Source organism: Enterococcus sp. AMC1157 (genome assembly GCF_058216555.1).
In genome coordinates this window covers 1,905,340-1,923,780 of record NZ_CM177099.1, presented here as the reverse complement: position 1 = coordinate 1,923,780, position 18,441 = coordinate 1,905,340, and the positions used below count along the sequence as shown (strand labels likewise).

The following is an 18,441-nucleotide window of genomic DNA, read 5'->3' as shown; positions in this document are numbered from 1 at the left end:
TAAAACTTCCAGTCCACCTGTCCGAAAAAGACACTCATTGCCAGAGACCGCTCTGAGCCTTCTTTCAGAAGTCTCAAAGCTTTCGGCGTTCAAACACACTGTAGCAAGTAGAAAGTCGCTACTTCCAACACTGTGTAATTCATCCTCATCTTTGGCCAGCGATGAGTGTCTTTTCTCCCAGCTTGCCTTCCAGTTTTTGACCTCATTTTATTTTCAAATTTACAAGAAGTAAAAAGGTTCTGCAACAAGAAGCTGTAAGAACAAACGGAGAAAACACCTTGTCGTGTGACAAAGAGCTGAATGAATTACTCAGACTTAGTGTATAACACTTAGTCTGAGTTTGAACGTCAGCAGCCGAAGAGACTCTGTATAGAGGCTCATGGCGGTCTCACACAACAAGAGTATTTTCGGAGCTTTGTTCTGGAAGTTTCAGCGTTCATCTAAGCTTCATTACCCAGTCTATTTTTACTTTTCAAGAGGTTCTAGGTAGAAGCGGCTGAAGGCTTTGGGATTGATAAAGCGGTCTCCGGCTTCTAGGACGTCTTCTAGTTGAATACTTTGAATCACTTCTGGCACATCAAATAATGTGATGTCACCAAATAGGTCTTGAGTAAATTGATTGGCAATAAACTCTAAAGAATTCAATGATTGGAAATATTTGCCTAACATTTTTTTCTTTAAAAGTGCTAAATTGGCTTCATTAACTTCTGCATCTTGTTTAAAGTTGACTAGAATTGCTTCAATTGCTTCACAAAAAGCTTCGGGTGCATCAGAATCACCTGAAAAATCAGCAAAATGGAAACTACGGTCTAATGAAAATTCAAAGCCAAAGGTGTCATCAATGACCCCTTCATTGTAAAGCTTCAAATAATTTTTACTAGTATTTCCTACTAACAATTGGAACAATAAATTCACAGAGGTACGAAAGCGTAATAATTCGTAAGGCTCTGTCGGTAGGTTGGCTTGTTGGCCTTTAATCCCAACAACAACTTTTGTACGACTAACGGGCATTTGTAAACGACTAAAAGGGACAATGTCCTCGATAGTTTCTTCTGGAAACTGGCGATGAATCTCACGAATCTCAGCGAATTCTTTTTGCGCTTGATTTTCTCGAACCAGTTCAATAATCGCTTCAGGTTCCACATTCCCTACAACAAATAAAGTCATATTACTTGGATGATAAAACGTATGGTAGCAGTGATATAAATCTTCTGCAGTAATGTCTGCGATACTTTCTATAGTTCCTGCAATATCAATGTGCAAAGGGTGTTTTGGATATAAGTTGTTTAAAATACCGAAAAATTGGCGCCAATTTGGATCATCATCATACATTTGAATTTCTTGACCAATAATCCCTTTTTCCTTTTCAACTGTCTCTTCCGTAAAATAAGGATCCTGTACAAAATCAATCAAAGTACGCAAGTTTTCTTCTACTCGATCTGTCGCTGAAAAAAGATAACTAGTCTTAGTAAAACTAGTAAAGGCATTCGCTGAAGCTCCTTGTTTTCCAAATAATTGGAAGACATCGCCATCTTCTTTTTCAAATAATTTATGCTCTAGAAAATGAGCAATGCCATCGGGTACATGGGTATTCTCTTCGCCCTCGTAGCCAAATTGATTATCAATTGAGCCATAATTCGTACTGAATAGTCCATAAGTTTTATGGAACCCTTCTTTAGGTAAAACAAAAACTTTTAAGCCATTAGGTAAGACTTCTTTATATAACGTTTCATTTAATTGCTCATATACTTTTTTATCCATCTTATTCCTCTCCATCCAGAACAAAGACTGCTTGTAATCGAATGTCTTTGGCTACTGCTTGAATTTCTTCTTTCGTTACAGCTTTTACCGCTTGTAAAAATTCGGTTTCTGTCAGTTTGGTTTCAGGTAACCACTGATCTAAATAGGCTGTTTCGATTAAAGATTGTGGATTGTCTAATGACAATAAATATTGGTTTTGTAACATCGCTTTTGTTTGTGCTAATTCATCTTCATTAAATTCGCCACGACGCATACTTTCTAATTGTTCACTAATTAAATCAAAGACTCGTTGGCGGTTTTTTCCATCAATACCCGTTTGTACCGATAAAAAGCCACGGAAAGTATCCACACGGCTGGAAGCATAATAAGCTAAACTAGCTTTTTCACGCACATTCATAAACAATTTTGAATGGGGAAAACCTCCAAATAAGCCATTAAAGACCATTAAAGCAAAACGGCGAGAATCATTGTAATAAACTGGAATTTGATAACCAAGATTTAACTTAGCTTGGGTCACCTTTTCATGCAACGTTTCTTCTTTAACTTCTGGGAACAACTCTTGATGGTAAAACATTTCTGGTCGTTTACGCTCTGTTTTTGGAAACTCCCAGTTGGCGAATGCCTCTTTGACCATTTCTTCTTGAATGTCTCCCACCACAAAAATATCAATTTGATCATTTTTCATCATCTCTTGATAAGTTTCTACTAAATCCGTAGACGTTACCTCGGTCAAATGTTCAATTGCACCAAAACTTGGTACTTTCTGATCTGCATCTAATCCAAAATAAAGCTCTTGAAGGCGCAAAGCTGCTAAGGTTTGCTTGTCTTCCTCTAAACTCTTGATATAAGAAATAATATTATCTTTTTCTATACGGAAAGTTTCTTCTTCAAAATGTCCCTCTTGAATATTAGGATAGAATAGAATTTTTTTTAAAAAATCAATTCCCTCGGTAAACACTTGGGGACTACCGATGTATTTCCCATTGACAATAGACATAGAAACATGGACTTGATGAAGATTACCTTTCTTGCCAACATTTAAGCCAAAACTTGCCCCATAAAGTTCTGCCAATTGAGAACTTAGCGCAATTTGATCTGGGTAGTGTAAGCTATTAGTTTCTAATAAACTAGTTAATAAAGTTCTTTTTGCTGCTGTTTTTTCACTATGTTTCGTTGAGAAACGCAAAAAAACACGAATAGTTTTATATTTTTCAGTTGGAATTACAGTTAAATGTACTCCTGATTGTAATTGAACGGTCATTTATTTTCTCCTGTCACTTGTAATATATATAAGTTAATACCTTTTATTACCTTAATTCTTATAAATTATAACATAGACCTCCAATAGCAGAAAATCTGTTGAATCGGAGTGTTATTATTTCAAAAAAACATCTACTTTCGCTATACTAAAAACATCAAATGGAGGTGAATTAAATGAAAGATACGTTTAGTGAATTTAAAGAATTTTTGATGCGAGGAAATGTGGTTGACTTAGCAGTTGGGGTTGTTATTGGTAGTGCGTTTACTGCGATTGTTACCCAAGTAGTTGATGGCTTGATTACTCCTTTAGTTGCCTTATTCGTTAGTCTATTTACCAACGGAACTGACTTAGAAAGCACCCTTGCAGTATTAGAAGTATCCGTCAACGGAGTAACCTTTGACTTCGGATCTGTTGTCAGTGCAATTATTACCTTTATTATTACTGGCTTCGTTCTATTCTTAGTAGTAAGAGGAATCAATCGCTTGCAAGAATCTCGTAAAAAAGGTGAGCCCGAAATTGAAGAAGTGGTTGCTACTGCAGAGGACTACCTTTCTGAAATTCGTGACTTGTTACGTCTACAATCAGGTTTACCACCAAAAGAAGAGGAAGAATAAAAAAAAGCTTGTTGCTTGAGTTATTTACTCAAGTCAACAAAGCTTTTTTTTCATGTCTATATGAGGAATGTTGTCTTCTAAATACACTTCGGAAATTATTTCAAAACCAAAACTACCATAAAAGTTTTGTAAATGTGCTTGTGCGCCAATTTCTACCAACTGATTAGGATAACGCTCAGTCATCCAATCCAATACCTCTTGAACTAAACGATTTCCTAATTTCTGATGACGTGCCGTTTCTTTGACTAACACGCGGCCAAAATGAAGCATTTCTTTGCTTTGATAAATACGAGCGTATGCTAAAATTTCTCCCTCATCTTCCAACCAAAGATGTATTGCTTCAAGATCAACATCATCGACTTCTTGATAAGGACATTCTTGCTCCACCACAAACACAGCTACACGCAAAGCAAGAATACGATGATACTCCATAATATGTAATTCTGAAAATCGCTTGTATTTTACGTCCAAATTTATTGCTCCTCACTTATAGAAATTGAAAAAAAGAGCCTACCTAAAAAGGAAGCTCTTTACTCTTTTATTAGACTGCCTCAGATAAAAATTCAATTTCTACAGTTTTTGTTAAGATGTCTGAATAACTATAAGAAACTCTTTCAAAAGAATTTTCTTCTGGATCAAGATCTACCACAAAAACCGATGGATATAATTCAGTTAAAATACCCTTACGCTCTGTCTGGCGTTTTCTTCCGGTTTGTGCAACTAGCATGATTTCGCTACCAATACGGCCTTCTAAATCTTTTTTGATTGTCGCTAAAGTTGTTGCCATCACGTTCACCTCTACCACACATTATAGCATAATTATCTGAAAAATTCAAGTTTACCATAAAATAAAACTTATTTCAATATTCGACTAATTGCTAAATCTTCTTTTATTAATTCCCTATTTTTTCAAAGATTATTTGTTGTTCCTATATATTTCATAATCGACAATCAAATATATTCGGTTATTTTTCTAATAAAAAAAACCGAATTTTTCGTCGAGAACGCTCATAAGCACTACGCATTCTTGGATTCGCTTCTTGAATGGGTTGATTACCTTCTACCGCATAAGTAAAAAAAGCTGCTCTCTCTAAATCAGAGAGTAAATCCTGACATTCTTCCAAAGATTCTTGTATCAAAATTTGGTCTAAGGTTTCACCATAAAACGGAGAATGTCCATAAAAACCACCTTCGTGAGCTGTTTTTTCTTCTACCGAAAGAGTATTTACATTACTTTTTCGTTTGTAAGCCAATTTTTTACGAACATAACTACGAATTTGATTTTCAAAAGAACGTTTGAAAAAAGAGCCGAACGTAATTCCTTCTGTCACTTCGAAACTATGAACACATCGGTGAAGAACAATCAAACCTTCTTGTGTCCAATCTTGATAGTCAAAATCACATAAATAGTATTTATTTTTAATTCTATAGATTATTCCTTGATGATGAATATACAACTGAAGAAACGCGTCTTCATCTCCTTGCTTTGCCAAAGCTAATACTTCTTCCATCCTAAACTTCTCCCTTCGTCTACCTTAGTAAACTGAGGGTATCACGCAAGAAAAGAGTCGTCTCTCATATGGTATATCAATTCTGATTTTATAGAAAAGTATTTATCGAACAAAAAATTGAGATTTAACTAAGAATTCCCATTTCGTGATAGATTACACCATCAATGCTTCGAAAATAAGCAATCTCTTTATCCAAATGCAAGGTAAATAGACCTTCATCTAAATCATCTGACACTGCCCAAAAGACAATATGGTTTTCCCGTTGGAACATCCATTCCTCACATATTTGACTGGCAAATAAAGCTTGCATCGTAGGATAGTGCTCTTTAAACACTTTTTCAAATTCTGGGGTAATTAGTATTTGATAACAATTTCTTTGGGCTCTACCATAAAAGTCTTCTTCGACTTCTTCTGATGTCACAGTGTAAATATTTTGAAGCATATATTCTAAAAATTGCTCGTCCTTTTTATTTAACGGATTTTTAGTCTCTTTCATGTAAAATAAAAGGCAGTCACATTCTGAAAACAATGCCTCTAAAAAATTCATATATCCCCGATCTTTAAAAGATAATGTATATGCTATTCGTTTTTTCATAGACAATCAACCTCATTTCATCATTGGACAATTATTTTACCAAACAAATCCCGTTCAAAACCAAAAATACCCTGAACGTTGAATATCTTGTCCTGAACGCTAGGTTTTTTGAGGAGGCAACTAACAAAAAAGGAAAAAACAGACAATCGCTTGTCGTTTTTTCCTTTCTTCATTTCCTATTTTCGATTGCTTAAATCTTTTAATATCTGTTCTAATTCACTTAATTGGTCTTGATTCCACGGTGAATTACGACGATAGCTCGTGAATTTAATATCTTGTTGATGCTGATTGATGGTTTTTTCGGTTTTTTGAACGGCTTTATACAATTCTCTAGCAGAGGTTCGTAAAGCGCCTTGGGAGAAAACCACCCATTGCTCAGCCAAATCACTTGTTGCTACAGTGACTTGGGTTAACAAATCGTTTAATTCGCCAGCAATGCGTTCGATATAACTATCTGCTGTCTCACCTTCTTCGGTAAAAACCACTTCCAGTTGATACTTTTTATAATTTTGAGTAATTCCTGGAACTAGCTGGGCATCAAAAACAACGATAATTCGTAATCCTTCATACTTTGCATAATTCGATAATCGTTGCAACAAGTTCTCTCGAGCGTCTTCTAAACGATCTTGATTTTTTAGTGTAACCAATTCTGGCCAAGCACCAATCATATTATAGCCATCCACAATTAGGAGTTGGCTCTTCATAGTTCCGCCCTCTGACGATAAGCTTCATACATTAATAATCCTGCCGCTACAGAAGCGTTCAAGCTTTGAACATGACCAGTCATTGGAATGGTTAACATTTCATCGACTTCTTTTTTCAAGCCTTCACTCATGCCACGACCCTCATTGCCAATGATTAAAGCAATGGAACCTTGTGCATTCCACTTCGTATAAGTCGTTCCATTCATATCTGTACCAAAAATCCAGAAACCTTGTTCTTTTAATTCTTTAATCGCTTGATTTAAGTTAGTCACTCGGGCGACTGGTACATGTTCCACTGCTCCCGTAGATGTTTTTACAACGACTGGAGTGATACCTACTGCACGATGTTTTGGAATAATGATTCCGTCCACTCCACTGGCATCAGCGGTTCTTAACATCGAGCCAAAATTATGAGGATCTTCTATACTATCTAAGATTAAATAGAATGGATTCTCCTTACTTTGTTCCATCAATTCTGGCAACGTTAAATACTCATATGGAGTAATCGCTAAAATTAAGCCTTGATGCACTCCTTGATTACTCATCGTATCTAATTTTTGTTTCGGTACCCATTTAATCGGAACTGCTTGTTCTCTAGCTAATTCTTTTAATTCTTCAATCTTTTCGCCACGAGCATCTTCTGCAGCAAATAATTTATTACCTCTTCCTTGTTTTAAGGCTTCGACGACTGCATGATGACCAAAGACAAAATTCTCTTCAATTTCTTCTTGCGTTCGAACAGTTGGTTTATCTTCACGAGGATTTTTTCCTCGGCGTTTATCTGGTTTATTTTGACGCTTGTCATTGTTAAACCCTTTTTTCATTGTCTTCACCTTTTCTTTGTCATTCTACCTAGGTAAACTTACTTATTTTCTTGTGCAACTTTATCAATACACCATTGAATCAGTTCTTCTAAACGATCTTTTTGTTCCGTCAAATGTAAATAACCCATTAATGCTTCAAAACCAGTAGAAATGCGATAAGTGGTAATATCGGCATTTTTAGCACTGGTATGGCTTTTACTATTACGTCCACGACGGTAAAAATCTTGTTCTTCCTCTGTTAAAATCTCCTCTGCTAACATCAGTTGAACCAAGGCTGCTTGGGCTTTCGCCGAAACATAATGTGTTGCCATTCGATGGAGTTGATTCGGACGAGTTTGTCCTTGGGAAACAAGATAGTCACGAATGTATACTTCGTAAATTGCATCCCCTACATAGGCTAAGGCTAAACCATTTAATTGTCGATAATCTCTCATGCTTCTTTTCTCCATCTTGTTCCTTGCGGGGTATCTTCCAAAATAATTCCCTGTTCCTTTAATAAATCACGAATTTCATCACTACGGGCAAAGTTACGATCTTTTCTCGCTTGATTTCGTTCGTCGATTAAAGCATCAATTTCTGTATCCACTAATTCTTCTTTAAAAACAATTCCAAAAATCTCTAATAATTGACTAAAAATAGTTCGCGCTTTTTCAAGAACTACTTGGGAAACTTCTGCTTGTTCACTATATAAATTCAACCATTTTGCTAATTCATAGACAACCGTAATCCCATTTGCAGTATTAAAGTCATCATTCATTTCTTCAATAAAACGTTCAACAAGAGCTTGTAATTCTGTGGCCTTTTGAGTATCTTCTGCTAAATCTGCTGAGGCATCCGCAAAACGGAAACCAGCATTTTCGTAAGCAGTTCGCAAGCGTTGCAAATTAGTGGTAGCTTCTTTTAAGGTTGTTTCACTATAACGAATTGGGCGACGATATTGCGTGGTAGCCATAAAGAAACGTAATACTTGAGGGTCCAGTTGTTGAACCATTTCATGAACCGTCACAAAATTACCTAGGGATTTACTCATCTTTTCATCGTCATCCCCAATGGTGACATAACCATTATGCATCCAGTAATTCGCAAAGGTTTTATTTGTCTTGGCTTCACTTTGAGCAATTTCATTTTCATGATGAGGAAATTCTAAATCTTGTCCACCCCCATGAATGTCAATCGTTTCACCTAGCAATTTGGTTGCCATTACCGAGCACTCAATATGCCAACCCGGACGACCTGGTCCCCATGGTGATTCCCATGAAATTTCTTCTGGTTTTGCTGATTTCCATAACGCGAAATCTAATGGGTCTTCTTTGATTTGTTGCTCTTCACCCGTTCGTTGACTAGCTCCCACTTCTAATTCATCAATCGATTGATCGCTTAATTTTCCATAATTTTCAAATTTACGCGTCCGATAATAGACATCTCCTTGGGCTTCATAAGCAAAATCTTTTTCAATTAATGCCTCAATAAACTCAATAATATCTGGAATGTGATCCATTACTCGTGGATGGCTGCAAGCTGGTTTCACATTTAAGGCTTGTGTATCTTCTTTAAACGCTTCGATAAAACGATCCGCAACTTCTGGTGCAGTTAATTCTAATTCTTTAGCTGCACGGATAATTTTATCATCCACATCGGTAAAATTAGACACATAATTCACTTCATATCCACGAAACTCTAGGTAACGACGAATCGTATCAAAAGAAACCGTACTTCGACCATTTCCAATATGAATATAGTTATAAACGGTTGGTCCACACACGTACATCTTTACTTTGCCTTCTTCTAAAGGAGTAAAGACTTCTTTTTTTCTTGTCAAAGTATTATAGATTTTAATCATAATCCACTTTTTCTCCTTTCACACGTACCACTTTTGCAGGAACCCCTACTGCGGTTGTATCTGCAGGAATATCATGTAACACAACGGCCCCTGCCCCGACTTTTGCTCGTTCACCAATCGTCACAGGTCCTAAAATCTGAACATGAGCGGAGATTAGTGCACCTTTTTTGACAGTCGGATGACGTTTGGTTTTATGTTTTCCCGTTCCACCTAGAGTGACATTGTGATGCAAAATCACATCATCTTCCACTTCTGCCGTTTCTCCAATCACCAAGCCCATGCCATGATCAATAAATACTCCCTGACCAATTTTAGCTCCGGGATGAATTTCAATCCCTGTAATAAAGCGCCAAAATTGCGCATTGATTTTTGCCAACAAATACAGTTTATGCTGGTATAAAAAATGGGAAATTCGATGCCAAAATAAGGCATGGAGACCGGGATAGGTCAAAATGATTTCTGCAGTTGACCTTGCAGCGGGATCATTCGTTTTGACTGCTTGGATGGCTCTTTTCAACCAACTCATGTTCTCACCTTCTTTTTTTTATTTAATTACACAATAAAGCGCCTTTCAAATAGGTTTGCCTATTCAAAAGACGCTTTGGGCGTGGTTCCACTTTTATTTACAGAGTATTCTCTGCCTCTTCAAGCGTAACGGGCTTTGCCGTCTTTGATTTTCATCAAAGCCACTCCCAGGTGCATTTCCAAAGTCCTTTTAATTGCTTTCACCACCCGCAATTTCTCTAAAAAAAGTTCTTTGTACTTCGTCTGTTCCTTGTGTTTGTTTATAATACTTGATTTAAATGAGCTAAAGCTTTTTCTTTGCCTAATAATTCTACCGTATCTGGTAATTCTGGTCCATGAGTTTGTCCTGAGACAGCTACACGGATTGGCATGAATAGATTTTTTCCTTTAATGCCTGTCTCTTTTTGAACTGCTTTAATTGATGCTTTAACTGTTGGTGCATCGACAACATCCATTGCTTCTAATTGTGCTTTAAAGGCTGCTAAAACAGTAGGAACTGTTTCGCCTGCTAAGACTTCCTTCGCTGCATCATCTAAGACTGGGTGCTCATTAAAGAATAAACTAGAGACTTCAACGATTTCTGCTGCATAACTCATTTGTGGTTGATACAAGCTGACTACTTTTTTAAACCATTCTAAACGTTCTGGTGTTGGTTCTTTTTCCATATGTCCTTCAGCTACTAGATAAGGTAAGCACATATCCGTTAGAACGTCTAAATCTAATTGTTTCATGTAGTGGTTGTTAATCCACTCTAATTTTTTCCCATCAAAGGCTGCTGGGGATTTGCTTAAGCGATTCGCATCAAATATCTCTACTAATTCTGCTGGAGAAAATAGTTCATCTTCGCCGACTGGTGACCAACCTAACAAAGCAATAAAGTTAAACATCGCTTCTGGTAAGTAACCTAAATCACGGTATTGTTCAATAAATTGTAGGATAGATTCATCACGTTTGCTTAATTTTTTCCCAGTTTCAGAATTGATAATTAAGGTCATATGTCCAAATTTAGGAACATCCCAACCAAAGGCTTCATAAATCATCATTTGTTTTGGTGTGTTGGCAATGTGATCGTCCCCACGTAACACATGAGTGATTTTCATATCGTGATCATCTACTGCTACTGCAAAGTTATAGGTTGGCATACCATCACGTTTTTGAATAACAAAATCGCCACCGACATTGTCGGATTCAAAGGCGATTTCACCTTTCACCATGTCGTCAAAACGATATTCAACATTGCGTGGCACACGGAAACGAATCACTGGTGTAATTCCCTCTGCTTCTTTAGCTCTTTGTTCCTCTCCAGATAAATGTGCACATTTTCCGCTGTAACGAGGGATTTCTCCACGAGCTCGTTGGGCTTCACGATCGGCTTCTAATTCTTCTTCTGTACAGTAACATTTATAAGCACGGTTACTAGCCAATAATTGGTCAATTAATGGTTGGTAAATATCTTTTCTTTCGGATTGACGGTAAGGTCCGTGCTCTCCTGGATTTTCCGGTGACTCATCCCAGTCAACACCTAACCATTTTAAGTTTTCTAATTGGCTTTTTTCGCCGCCTTCAATGTTTCTCTTTTGATCGGTATCTTCAATACGAATAATGAATTCGCCGTCGTTATGACGAGCGTATAAATAGTTGAATAATGCTGTTCGTGCATTTCCAATGTGTAAATGCCCTGTTGGACTCGGTGCGTAACGTACACGTACTTTTGTCATTGTCATCTTCCTCTTCTTTCAAATGCAATTCTCTTTAAATAAAAAATTGCTGTATAGCTAGAATTGTACATTTATTAAGCAAAATAGTAAAGCCAATGACTAGGAGAATTCGTTTTTTGTCAAAAAATCATTACCATCCACAGCGAACTTGACGCTTCACTGCTAGAGAATATTGATTAGATCAGCCCAGAACCGCTCCGTGAAGAACGAGACTCCATTGACACTATGACATTCTATCACTCATAAAAAAAAACTAACTTTACAATCCTCTTTCATAGTGTGACCATACTGACAAGATAATAACTGTTTTTGACTCTTCGTCCACACTATATACTAAGCGATGCTGAATATTAAGTCTTCTTGAATAATAAGGTAAACCAACTAATTTTTCGTAAGGAGGGGGAGTTTGATAGGGATTTTCTTTTATAACTTTTAGCAATTCATCAAATTTTCCAGCAAGGTGAACTGCTTTCAATTTTGGTAAATCCTTTTTCGCATTTTTTTTGATTGTTACATTGTATCCCAATTGACTTCTCCTAAGTCTTCTGCCTCTTCGTCTTCAAAATATTTGATTCTATCAAGTACCCCTACTTGTTGTAAATACAATGTTTCTTGGATTGCCTCCCAGTCAGCTTTACTGATAACAACCACACTTTCTTTTTCATCTTTCGTGTTTGTAATTTCAATTGGTATGCTATTATTTGCAACTGCTTTAATAATACCGAACAAATTTTTTCTTGCATTTGTAGGGCTAAAAACTTCCATATTGCTCACTCCCATACATATTCTTTAATAAGTATATTTTAATGTACGTAATAGCGTACGTCAAACAAGATGTACATTATCAGGTACGTTTTGAAAATAAGACGCCCTAACTATTCTACACTTGTCAAAATATATACTGAAAATTAACGGGCAGATATTTGAAAAAAATGCCTCTATAACTTATAATGCTAAACAAATCGCTATCGCTCTCATGATGGTCCTAGGTGTTCTTGGGGACTCTTCCTATACCTCACAACCATGTTACCTGAAAATCAAGCATTGCCTAAGGTGCTTCCCTTAGGTAAATTTAAATCAGAAACGTTTGCCGAAGTATCTATGAATTGTGTTCTCTTTAGATATTAAATCACTGTAATGAAATTATTTTCTGACACCGATAAACATTACCGACACTTAAAGTAGTATTGGATCGATTTCTTACAACCATTCTGAACTGATTCGAGGATATGAACCTTCTTACTTTATTCATCGAGGAAAATAATATCTTAACTTAACCAACCAAAACCAAAGAAAAAAGGTCAAGCAGCAAAATCGCTGATTGACCCAAAGACTCTATTCTAACTATTAAAAATTTTCTAAACTTTTACCATCACTAGTTATTAAAAAGCTTCTTTATCTATATCAAACGCTTCTTTAAGATTATCTCATCTCCGTTCGTCTCTCCAGTCAAAGTAAAACCATATTTCTTATATAGGTGTAGCGCATTATGGTTATCTGATTTCGTTGACAAAGTAATGACTGGTACATCTCTGTTTATTAACTTTTCAATAGTTATTTCTAGCGCTTTTGATGCATACTTTTTATTTTGATAACGTTTATCTATGGTAAACTGCCATAGCCAGTATCGATTTTCTTCATTTAAAATCGTTTGATCAAAAACATAAGCAGTATACCCAATGACTTTATTATTCAAGCAAATAAAATAAGGTTCTGCAAATTGATTTACAAAAGCAGCTTGAATTGCCTCTGGTATTGATAACACCAAATTAGAATTTTTTTGTTCATTAGTAACAGCTAGTTTATTACCTAAGAAAGAATTTTCTTCATTTACTGGAAGTAAATGAATCCATTCCTCAGATTCTTTGGTAAATTGTTTTTGAAGTTCAATTTCAATAGAGCTTGTTTCCACTTGATCTATATTGTAAATATTTAATATTTTATCAAAGCCAGTGGATTGCCAAAATTTTAAACCCACGTAGTTATTAGCCGATACAATAAGTTCAGCTGTCTCTACCTGTTTTTTAACATAGCTCTTTTCCAATTCTTTTATTGCAAGTTTACCAAATCCACATTTTCTATATTTCTCACTTATATAAAAGTGAAGAATGTATGTGCTGGAAAGAGAGTCATCGAATACCCATAAATACCCAATTATCGTATTTAAATAAAATACACTTAGACAATGACAGTCGTCATTAGAAAGTTCAGGAATTACGCTCTCAATATTAATTAGCGGTGGCAACGGATCGCGCCCTTCTACCTTATTGAAATGCGGTTTTGCTTCTTCAAAGATTTGATTGAGAACATTTTTTTCAATAGCTTCTGATTTTTTTAGTGTGATTAAGTGCATAAATTTTTCTCCTTATTAAATAATATGAAATTATTTAACAAAAAATGTTGGTCTGCCCATATAATTCTCCTTCCATGTTCATCGTTAAAGTAACTCTATCATACTTCCTTTAAATTAGAAACCCTTTTCAATGCGTTAATTACTGTAAAAAAAACTACTATATGCTTATTGGTTGAATTAGTAGAACGGAATTGAGCATTTCATGAAAACGGATAGAAAACCTATTCTACTGGGCTCTTTATCCTTTCGAAAGCTTTTTCTATAGCGTTAAGAAAACTCTCCTCAGAACTTTGCAGCCCAAGGAGAGTTTGAAAGGTAGTTTATTTTGTTTACTATTTTTAATCAAATAATGTCACGGATAAATATCTTAAGCGTAAGATGTTGAGTTTAGGGTTATTTTCCAATGAACATTTTTAAGATTTTTACCAAACAGGGACACTAGATCCTTGAGTAACTTCTGCGATAATGTCTTTGAATTCATCGGTTTGGTAATATTTGACAATTGTTTGATAGATTTCTTCATCTTTTTCATCTTCACGCACCGCAATGACATTGTAATACGGTGTAGAAGATTCAGCGATAGGTTCAAGATAAATCGCTGTTTGTGTTGGAATAAAACCAGCATCTACGGCAACATTATTATTTACACAAGAAATATCTACATTATCTAACACACGAATTGTTTGATTGGCATCCAAAAGATTAAATACTAAGTTCTTAGGGTTATCAACAATATCATTCGTTGTTGGCAACAACCCTTTTTCTTCATCTAAAGTAATCAAACCAGCTGTTTGTAATAACAACAATGCACGACTTTCATTAGACACATCATTCGGAACAGCAACAACTGCACCATCTTCTAGTTCACTAATGTCAGTAATTTTATTAGAAAAAATACCTAGTGGATTTAGTGTTGTATAAGCAATCGTTGTATTTGAATAACCGGCTTCTTCATTGACACGATCCATAAAAATCTCTGTCAAAGTTGAATGTAAATCAATTGAACCATCTTCCAAAGAAGTAATCGGTGCACGATAGTCAGTAAATTTAACAATTTCTAAATCAATGCCTTCTTTGTCTTTTAATTCTTTTTGAACATATTCCCAAGCTTCGTTACTTTCTCCCACGACCCCTAATCTCACTACTTTATCTTCATTGCTACCAGCTGAGTCACCTGAACCACAGGTACCCAATAAAACCAATAAACTTACAGCTACAACTCCTGTTGCTACTTTTAACCATTTTTTTTCATTTGTATTTCCTCCCTTTTTTTGTGTGCTTTTTTTGTTTCCCCTAAAAAAACAAAAAAGCCCTTCTACTCATAAAAGATACAAGTAAAAGGGCGAGTAATCACGGTACCACCTTTGTTTAGAAGTAAAACTTCTCTTTGCCCAACTTCAATGAAATTGGCGTTCAAGGTAACTATTGAACAAATCGAAATTGCCTACTTATCGACAATTTTCCTCAGAGACCATCTTCATCTTTTTATTCTTGATTCTTTCCACCAACCAGAATCTCTCTTTTAAAGAATCCAAAGACTACTCTCCTCTTCATCGGAGTTTATTGAGTTGCGTATAACATTAGCTTATCTAAGGGCGTGTGTCAACAAAATTCTTTTCTAAAGTTAAGACGTCTCTTTTCCTCGATAAGATCAACAAACGTCCAAGAAATAAACTAAATAAAGCGAGCCAACCAAAGGCTTCCGCATATGCAATCACCATATTATCAAAGTAAACAACCAGACGATAAGAAGCTACGATACGAACGACTAAACCACTAATACTAGCAAAACTAGAGTAACGCAATTCCCCCATGCCTTCAAGATAACCACGCATTGCCATAGCCAAGCCATAAATCACATAAAAACTAGCTAAGCGTTGAAAAAAAGCGTATCCAATCGCAATCGATGCTGGACTAATTCCAAATAACGCAATGACTTTTCCGCCAAACGGAATAATTAAGGCAGTCAAAAATAGGGAAATAAGCACCATCAACCATAAGCCAGCCGTCAGCACATTGCGTGCTTTTTTTAGATTTCCTGCCCCATGATTTTGAGCTACCATCGTCGCAATTCCAGAACCTAAATTAATAATAGGCAAAATCACAATTGTATCCACCCGATAAGCGGTGGTAATTGCAGCAACCGTTTGAGTACCGAATCCATTCATAAAATTTTGAAGCAACAAACTACCAAAAGCACTGACACTTGATTGAATCATTGGTGGGAAACCAAAGCGCAACCCTTCTTTAAAAACATCTAAATGGAACAGTTTTGCTTTCCATGGAAAACGAAGCAAGGCATGTTTTTTGATTGCATAACAAATAATAAAAATTGTCATTCCCATCTGAGAAATCACTGTCGCAATCGCAGCTCCGGCAATCCCCCACTTAAAATAGGCGACAAAAAGTACATTCAACACAATATTTAACACCGAAGAAATCATAATCGCTAAAAAAGGCGTGCGACTGTCACCAATTCCTCTTAGAGCAGCATAGTACACATTATAGATGGCTAAAAAAGGAATTCCCAAAAAGCAAATTTTTAAATACGTTTCTGCCAAAGTCATTGCATCGGGCATAGTATCCAAAAGAACCAATAACGAATGAATAAAACCTATGCCGACAATCATTGCGACAATTGCCACTACTCCAAGAAACAAACTAAAAGTTGAGAGTAAGCGAGCAATATAATCCCTCTCGCCACTACCAAATTTTCTCCCAACTAAAATTGAGAGTCCTAAAGTAAATCCAGTAATTGCCATCAACCAAAAGTTAATAACCGTTCCAGTTGATCCTACCGCTGCCAAGGCGGTCTCACCAACAAAATTACCGACAACAAAAGCATCCGCCCAATTGTAAAGTTGTTGCAAGATTCCACTACCAATTAAAGGCAAACTAAACATGATTAATGCTTTAGTCGTAGCCATGAAATCCAAGCGTTGCTCATTATTTTTCATCTAATTCCTCCAAAATGTGTGTTAGAAATAGAGATATTCATACCTAAATCTAGTGACAGAAAAATACCTGAACGATAGAAAATTCTTCTGAAATTCAGGTAATTCTTGTTCAGATATTTTAGTTTGTCATAGCTTCCCTAAACACACATTATTTCTCGTTATACTTTTCGCTAGATTATAGCAAAGAATGAGCAGTCTGACTATGTGAACTGTTCGTTTATTTTTTGGCAAAAGCCAGTTCTAAATTTAAGAAATAGGGAGCATAATAAGCCACGCCACTGGATAATGGTAGAACACATTCAGGTAAATCAATCTTTAATTCTGTTTGTAGATAGTTACGACGAGTCTCGATTCGCTCCCAAAGTTGCGGATATTCTGTTTGAATTTGTTGGCGTAACGATTCATCGGCTAAAGCAATACCACTTTCACAACTGGTTCCAGCATATCCTTTAACTGAAGGAATGATATCAATTTGGAACAACATCCCTGATTGTAGTGGAATCTCAGAATTAGCTGTAATAGGTGAAGACATCCACTCTTCATCACTAGTTAAGTGACCAGGATTTAATTCCCAATGATAGTCTGACTGCGGTAAAACCTCGTCAATCAATTGGTACATTTCTTTGCCTTTCATCCCAATGAAAATATTTTCCAACCACGCAACAACCGCATTAAAATATGGTGCCGCTACTTTTTCTACATAATCTTGCTGGCCATCAGGAAGTTCTTCTGCCTTCGTCACTGCATAGCCACTGCGACTTGCCAAACCACCTTTAAAACCAGTTGTCACTGACATTTTATCTCCTAATTGAACTGCTTTATTTCTCGGAAAAACATAGGCGTGTTCAAAACGTTCCCCTGTTGCTAAAATCGGTACAACATTAGGTAATTGCCCATATTGCACAAGCTGACTAGCAATCTCTAGTTCAGTTTTCCCTACTTCGATAGCTGCCAAAGCATCCAAAACACAATCCGATGCTAAAGAAGAACCAAATTCGTAATGGGCAATTTCATTGGCATTGTTGGTTGCTCTTGCTCCATATTCACTATGAATAAATAAATCTGCCCAGTTCTCAACTGTTCCTGTTGTCACTACTTGTTGAATCGCATCCACTACATAACTAGGTAAATCAAATAATTGACGATTGTTAACGGACTTTCCAGTAAACATTTTCCATCCAACTAATCCAACTTTGCTCTCTTCATATAAGCCCGCTTCTTGAAAAACTTCCGTTAATGGTTTTTCTCCTGCCATCGGCTGATCCGGTAAAGAGAAGAAAGGTGTATGAATTAAAGTCGCTGGAATTCTTGAATAATTAACCATTTTAGTGTTTTCATTTCCTAAAATTAAAAATGCTTCTCCTGTTTGATGCAAGACTAATAAACCCTCTTCAAAACGGGTCACAAAACCAGTCAAATAAGAAAAATTACCACCATGCTCCAAATCATTATAAATAATCAAGGTATCCAAATTTTCTTTTTTCATCGCTGAAAGAATTTTCTCCCGACGCTCCCTTAAAGTCGCATCGGTAAGTTGGACAATCTCACCACTGTTATCTTTTTTTGGTGGCGTTACTTTGGTTAATTCTACGTTCATATTACTCGCTCCTTTTCAAAATACTCTTGGTTTCATCATAGCATGGAAAAAAAAGAAAGAAAGCTTTATGTTGGTTTTTAACAGAAGATAACAATTATTGAATGCTGATAAGAAACCACCCGTTTATATAGAATACCGCTTTTTGATTTAAAAAAGACATACAAGCAGGAGGGGAAAATAC

At 36.1% G+C, this 18,441-nt stretch carries 19 protein-coding genes and 2 other annotated features; of the genes, 1 reads left to right on the top strand and 18 read right to left on the bottom strand.

Going from position 1 to position 18,441, the window contains the following annotated elements:
• Positions 1–465: 465 nt before the first annotated feature.
• Positions 466–1,761 (bottom strand): EF-P 5-aminopentanol modification-associated protein YfmH, encoded by a 1,296-nt coding sequence (gene yfmH, locus AC4BBX_RS09140; protein ID WP_490453551.1) that lies wholly within the window; start codon positions 1,759–1,761, stop codon positions 466–468.
• Position 1,762: 1 nt separating this feature from the next.
• Positions 1,763–3,022 carry an EF-P 5-aminopentanol modification-associated protein YfmF gene (gene yfmF / locus AC4BBX_RS09135; protein ID WP_490453550.1) on the bottom strand — a complete coding sequence of 420 codons (1,260 nt, stop codon included), beginning with the start codon at positions 3,020–3,022 and terminating at the stop codon, positions 1,763–1,765.
• Between the two features lie 173 nt (positions 3,023–3,195).
• On the opposite strand from yfmF, the gene mscL reads away from it, so the two are divergent.
• Positions 3,196–3,636, top strand: a complete 441-nt coding sequence (mscL, locus tag AC4BBX_RS09130) for a large conductance mechanosensitive channel protein MscL (protein WP_490453549.1) — start codon at positions 3,196–3,198, stop codon at positions 3,634–3,636.
• A 33-nt stretch (positions 3,637–3,669) separates the two neighbouring features.
• On the opposite strand, the gene AC4BBX_RS09125 is transcribed toward mscL, so the two are convergent.
• The 16 genes from AC4BBX_RS09125 to AC4BBX_RS09050 form a co-directional block, all read right to left on the bottom strand.
• Positions 3,670–4,107 carry a GNAT family N-acetyltransferase gene (locus AC4BBX_RS09125; protein WP_490453548.1) on the bottom strand — a complete coding sequence of 146 codons (438 nt, stop codon included), beginning with the start codon at positions 4,105–4,107 and terminating at the stop codon, positions 3,670–3,672.
• 70 nt (positions 4,108–4,177) lie between these two features.
• The gene (locus AC4BBX_RS09120; RefSeq protein ID WP_490453547.1) at positions 4,178–4,423 is read right to left on the bottom strand and encodes a Veg family protein; all 246 of its coding nucleotides are present in this window, start codon (positions 4,421–4,423) and stop codon (positions 4,178–4,180) included.
• A gap of 178 nt (positions 4,424–4,601) precedes the next feature.
• Complete coding sequence (locus AC4BBX_RS09115) at positions 4,602–5,147, bottom strand: sigma-70 family RNA polymerase sigma factor (RefSeq protein ID WP_490453546.1); 546 nt, start codon at positions 5,145–5,147, stop codon at positions 4,602–4,604.
• A 124-nt stretch (positions 5,148–5,271) separates the two neighbouring features.
• Positions 5,272–5,742, bottom strand: coding sequence for a hypothetical protein (locus tag AC4BBX_RS09110; RefSeq protein WP_490453545.1), 471 nt, complete (start codon positions 5,740–5,742; stop codon positions 5,272–5,274).
• Between the two features lie 176 nt (positions 5,743–5,918).
• A complete protein-coding gene (locus tag AC4BBX_RS09105) occupies positions 5,919–6,446 on the bottom strand; it encodes an NYN domain-containing protein (protein ID WP_490453544.1) in 528 nt (175 codons plus the stop codon).
• Positions 6,443–7,270, bottom strand: a complete 828-nt coding sequence (gene rlmB / locus AC4BBX_RS09100; protein WP_490453543.1) for a 23S rRNA (guanosine(2251)-2'-O)-methyltransferase RlmB — start codon at positions 7,268–7,270, stop codon at positions 6,443–6,445. Before rlmB ends, AC4BBX_RS09105 begins: the two co-directional genes overlap by 4 nt.
• Positions 7,271–7,308: 38 nt before the next feature.
• Complete coding sequence (locus AC4BBX_RS09095; protein ID WP_490453542.1) at positions 7,309–7,704, bottom strand: Mini-ribonuclease 3; 396 nt, start codon at positions 7,702–7,704, stop codon at positions 7,309–7,311.
• Entirely contained in the window at positions 7,701–9,110 is a 1,410-nt protein-coding gene (gene cysS, locus AC4BBX_RS09090) for a cysteine--tRNA ligase (RefSeq protein WP_490453541.1), read from the bottom strand. Before cysS ends, AC4BBX_RS09095 begins: the two co-directional genes overlap by 4 nt.
• Positions 9,103–9,636, bottom strand: coding sequence for a serine O-acetyltransferase EpsC (gene epsC, locus AC4BBX_RS09085; protein ID WP_490453540.1), 534 nt, complete (start codon positions 9,634–9,636; stop codon positions 9,103–9,105). The genes cysS and epsC overlap by 8 nt, the downstream gene beginning before the upstream one ends.
• Positions 9,637–9,699: 63 nt before the next feature.
• Positions 9,700–9,895: a binding site (T-box leader), on the bottom strand.
• Entirely contained in the window at positions 9,896–11,353 is a 1,458-nt protein-coding gene (gene gltX / locus AC4BBX_RS09080; protein ID WP_490453539.1) for a glutamate--tRNA ligase, read from the bottom strand.
• Between the two features lie 259 nt (positions 11,354–11,612).
• Positions 11,613–11,879 (bottom strand): Txe/YoeB family addiction module toxin, encoded by a 267-nt coding sequence (locus AC4BBX_RS09075; RefSeq protein WP_490453538.1) that lies wholly within the window; start codon positions 11,877–11,879, stop codon positions 11,613–11,615.
• On the bottom strand, positions 11,864–12,118 hold the full coding sequence (locus AC4BBX_RS09070) for a type II toxin-antitoxin system Phd/YefM family antitoxin (RefSeq protein WP_490453537.1): 255 nt from the start codon (positions 12,116–12,118) through the stop codon (positions 11,864–11,866). Before AC4BBX_RS09070 ends, AC4BBX_RS09075 begins: the two co-directional genes overlap by 16 nt.
• 634 nt (positions 12,119–12,752) lie before the next feature.
• Positions 12,753–13,706: a GNAT family N-acetyltransferase gene (locus AC4BBX_RS09065; protein WP_490453536.1), complete on the bottom strand. Its 954-nt coding sequence runs from the start codon at positions 13,704–13,706 to the stop codon at positions 12,753–12,755.
• 422 nt (positions 13,707–14,128) lie between these two features.
• On the bottom strand, positions 14,129–14,908 hold the full coding sequence (locus tag AC4BBX_RS09060; RefSeq protein ID WP_490453535.1) for a MetQ/NlpA family ABC transporter substrate-binding protein: 780 nt from the start codon (positions 14,906–14,908) through the stop codon (positions 14,129–14,131).
• A 133-nt stretch (positions 14,909–15,041) separates the two neighbouring features.
• Positions 15,042–15,269: a binding site (T-box leader), on the bottom strand.
• Positions 15,270–15,295: 26 nt separating this feature from the next.
• Positions 15,296–16,663 (bottom strand): MATE family efflux transporter, encoded by a 1,368-nt coding sequence (locus AC4BBX_RS09055; protein ID WP_490453534.1) that lies wholly within the window; start codon positions 16,661–16,663, stop codon positions 15,296–15,298.
• Between the two features lie 217 nt (positions 16,664–16,880).
• Positions 16,881–18,260, bottom strand: coding sequence for a M24 family metallopeptidase (locus AC4BBX_RS09050; protein ID WP_490453533.1), 1,380 nt, complete (start codon positions 18,258–18,260; stop codon positions 16,881–16,883).
• Between the last annotated feature and the right edge of the window lie 181 nt (positions 18,261–18,441).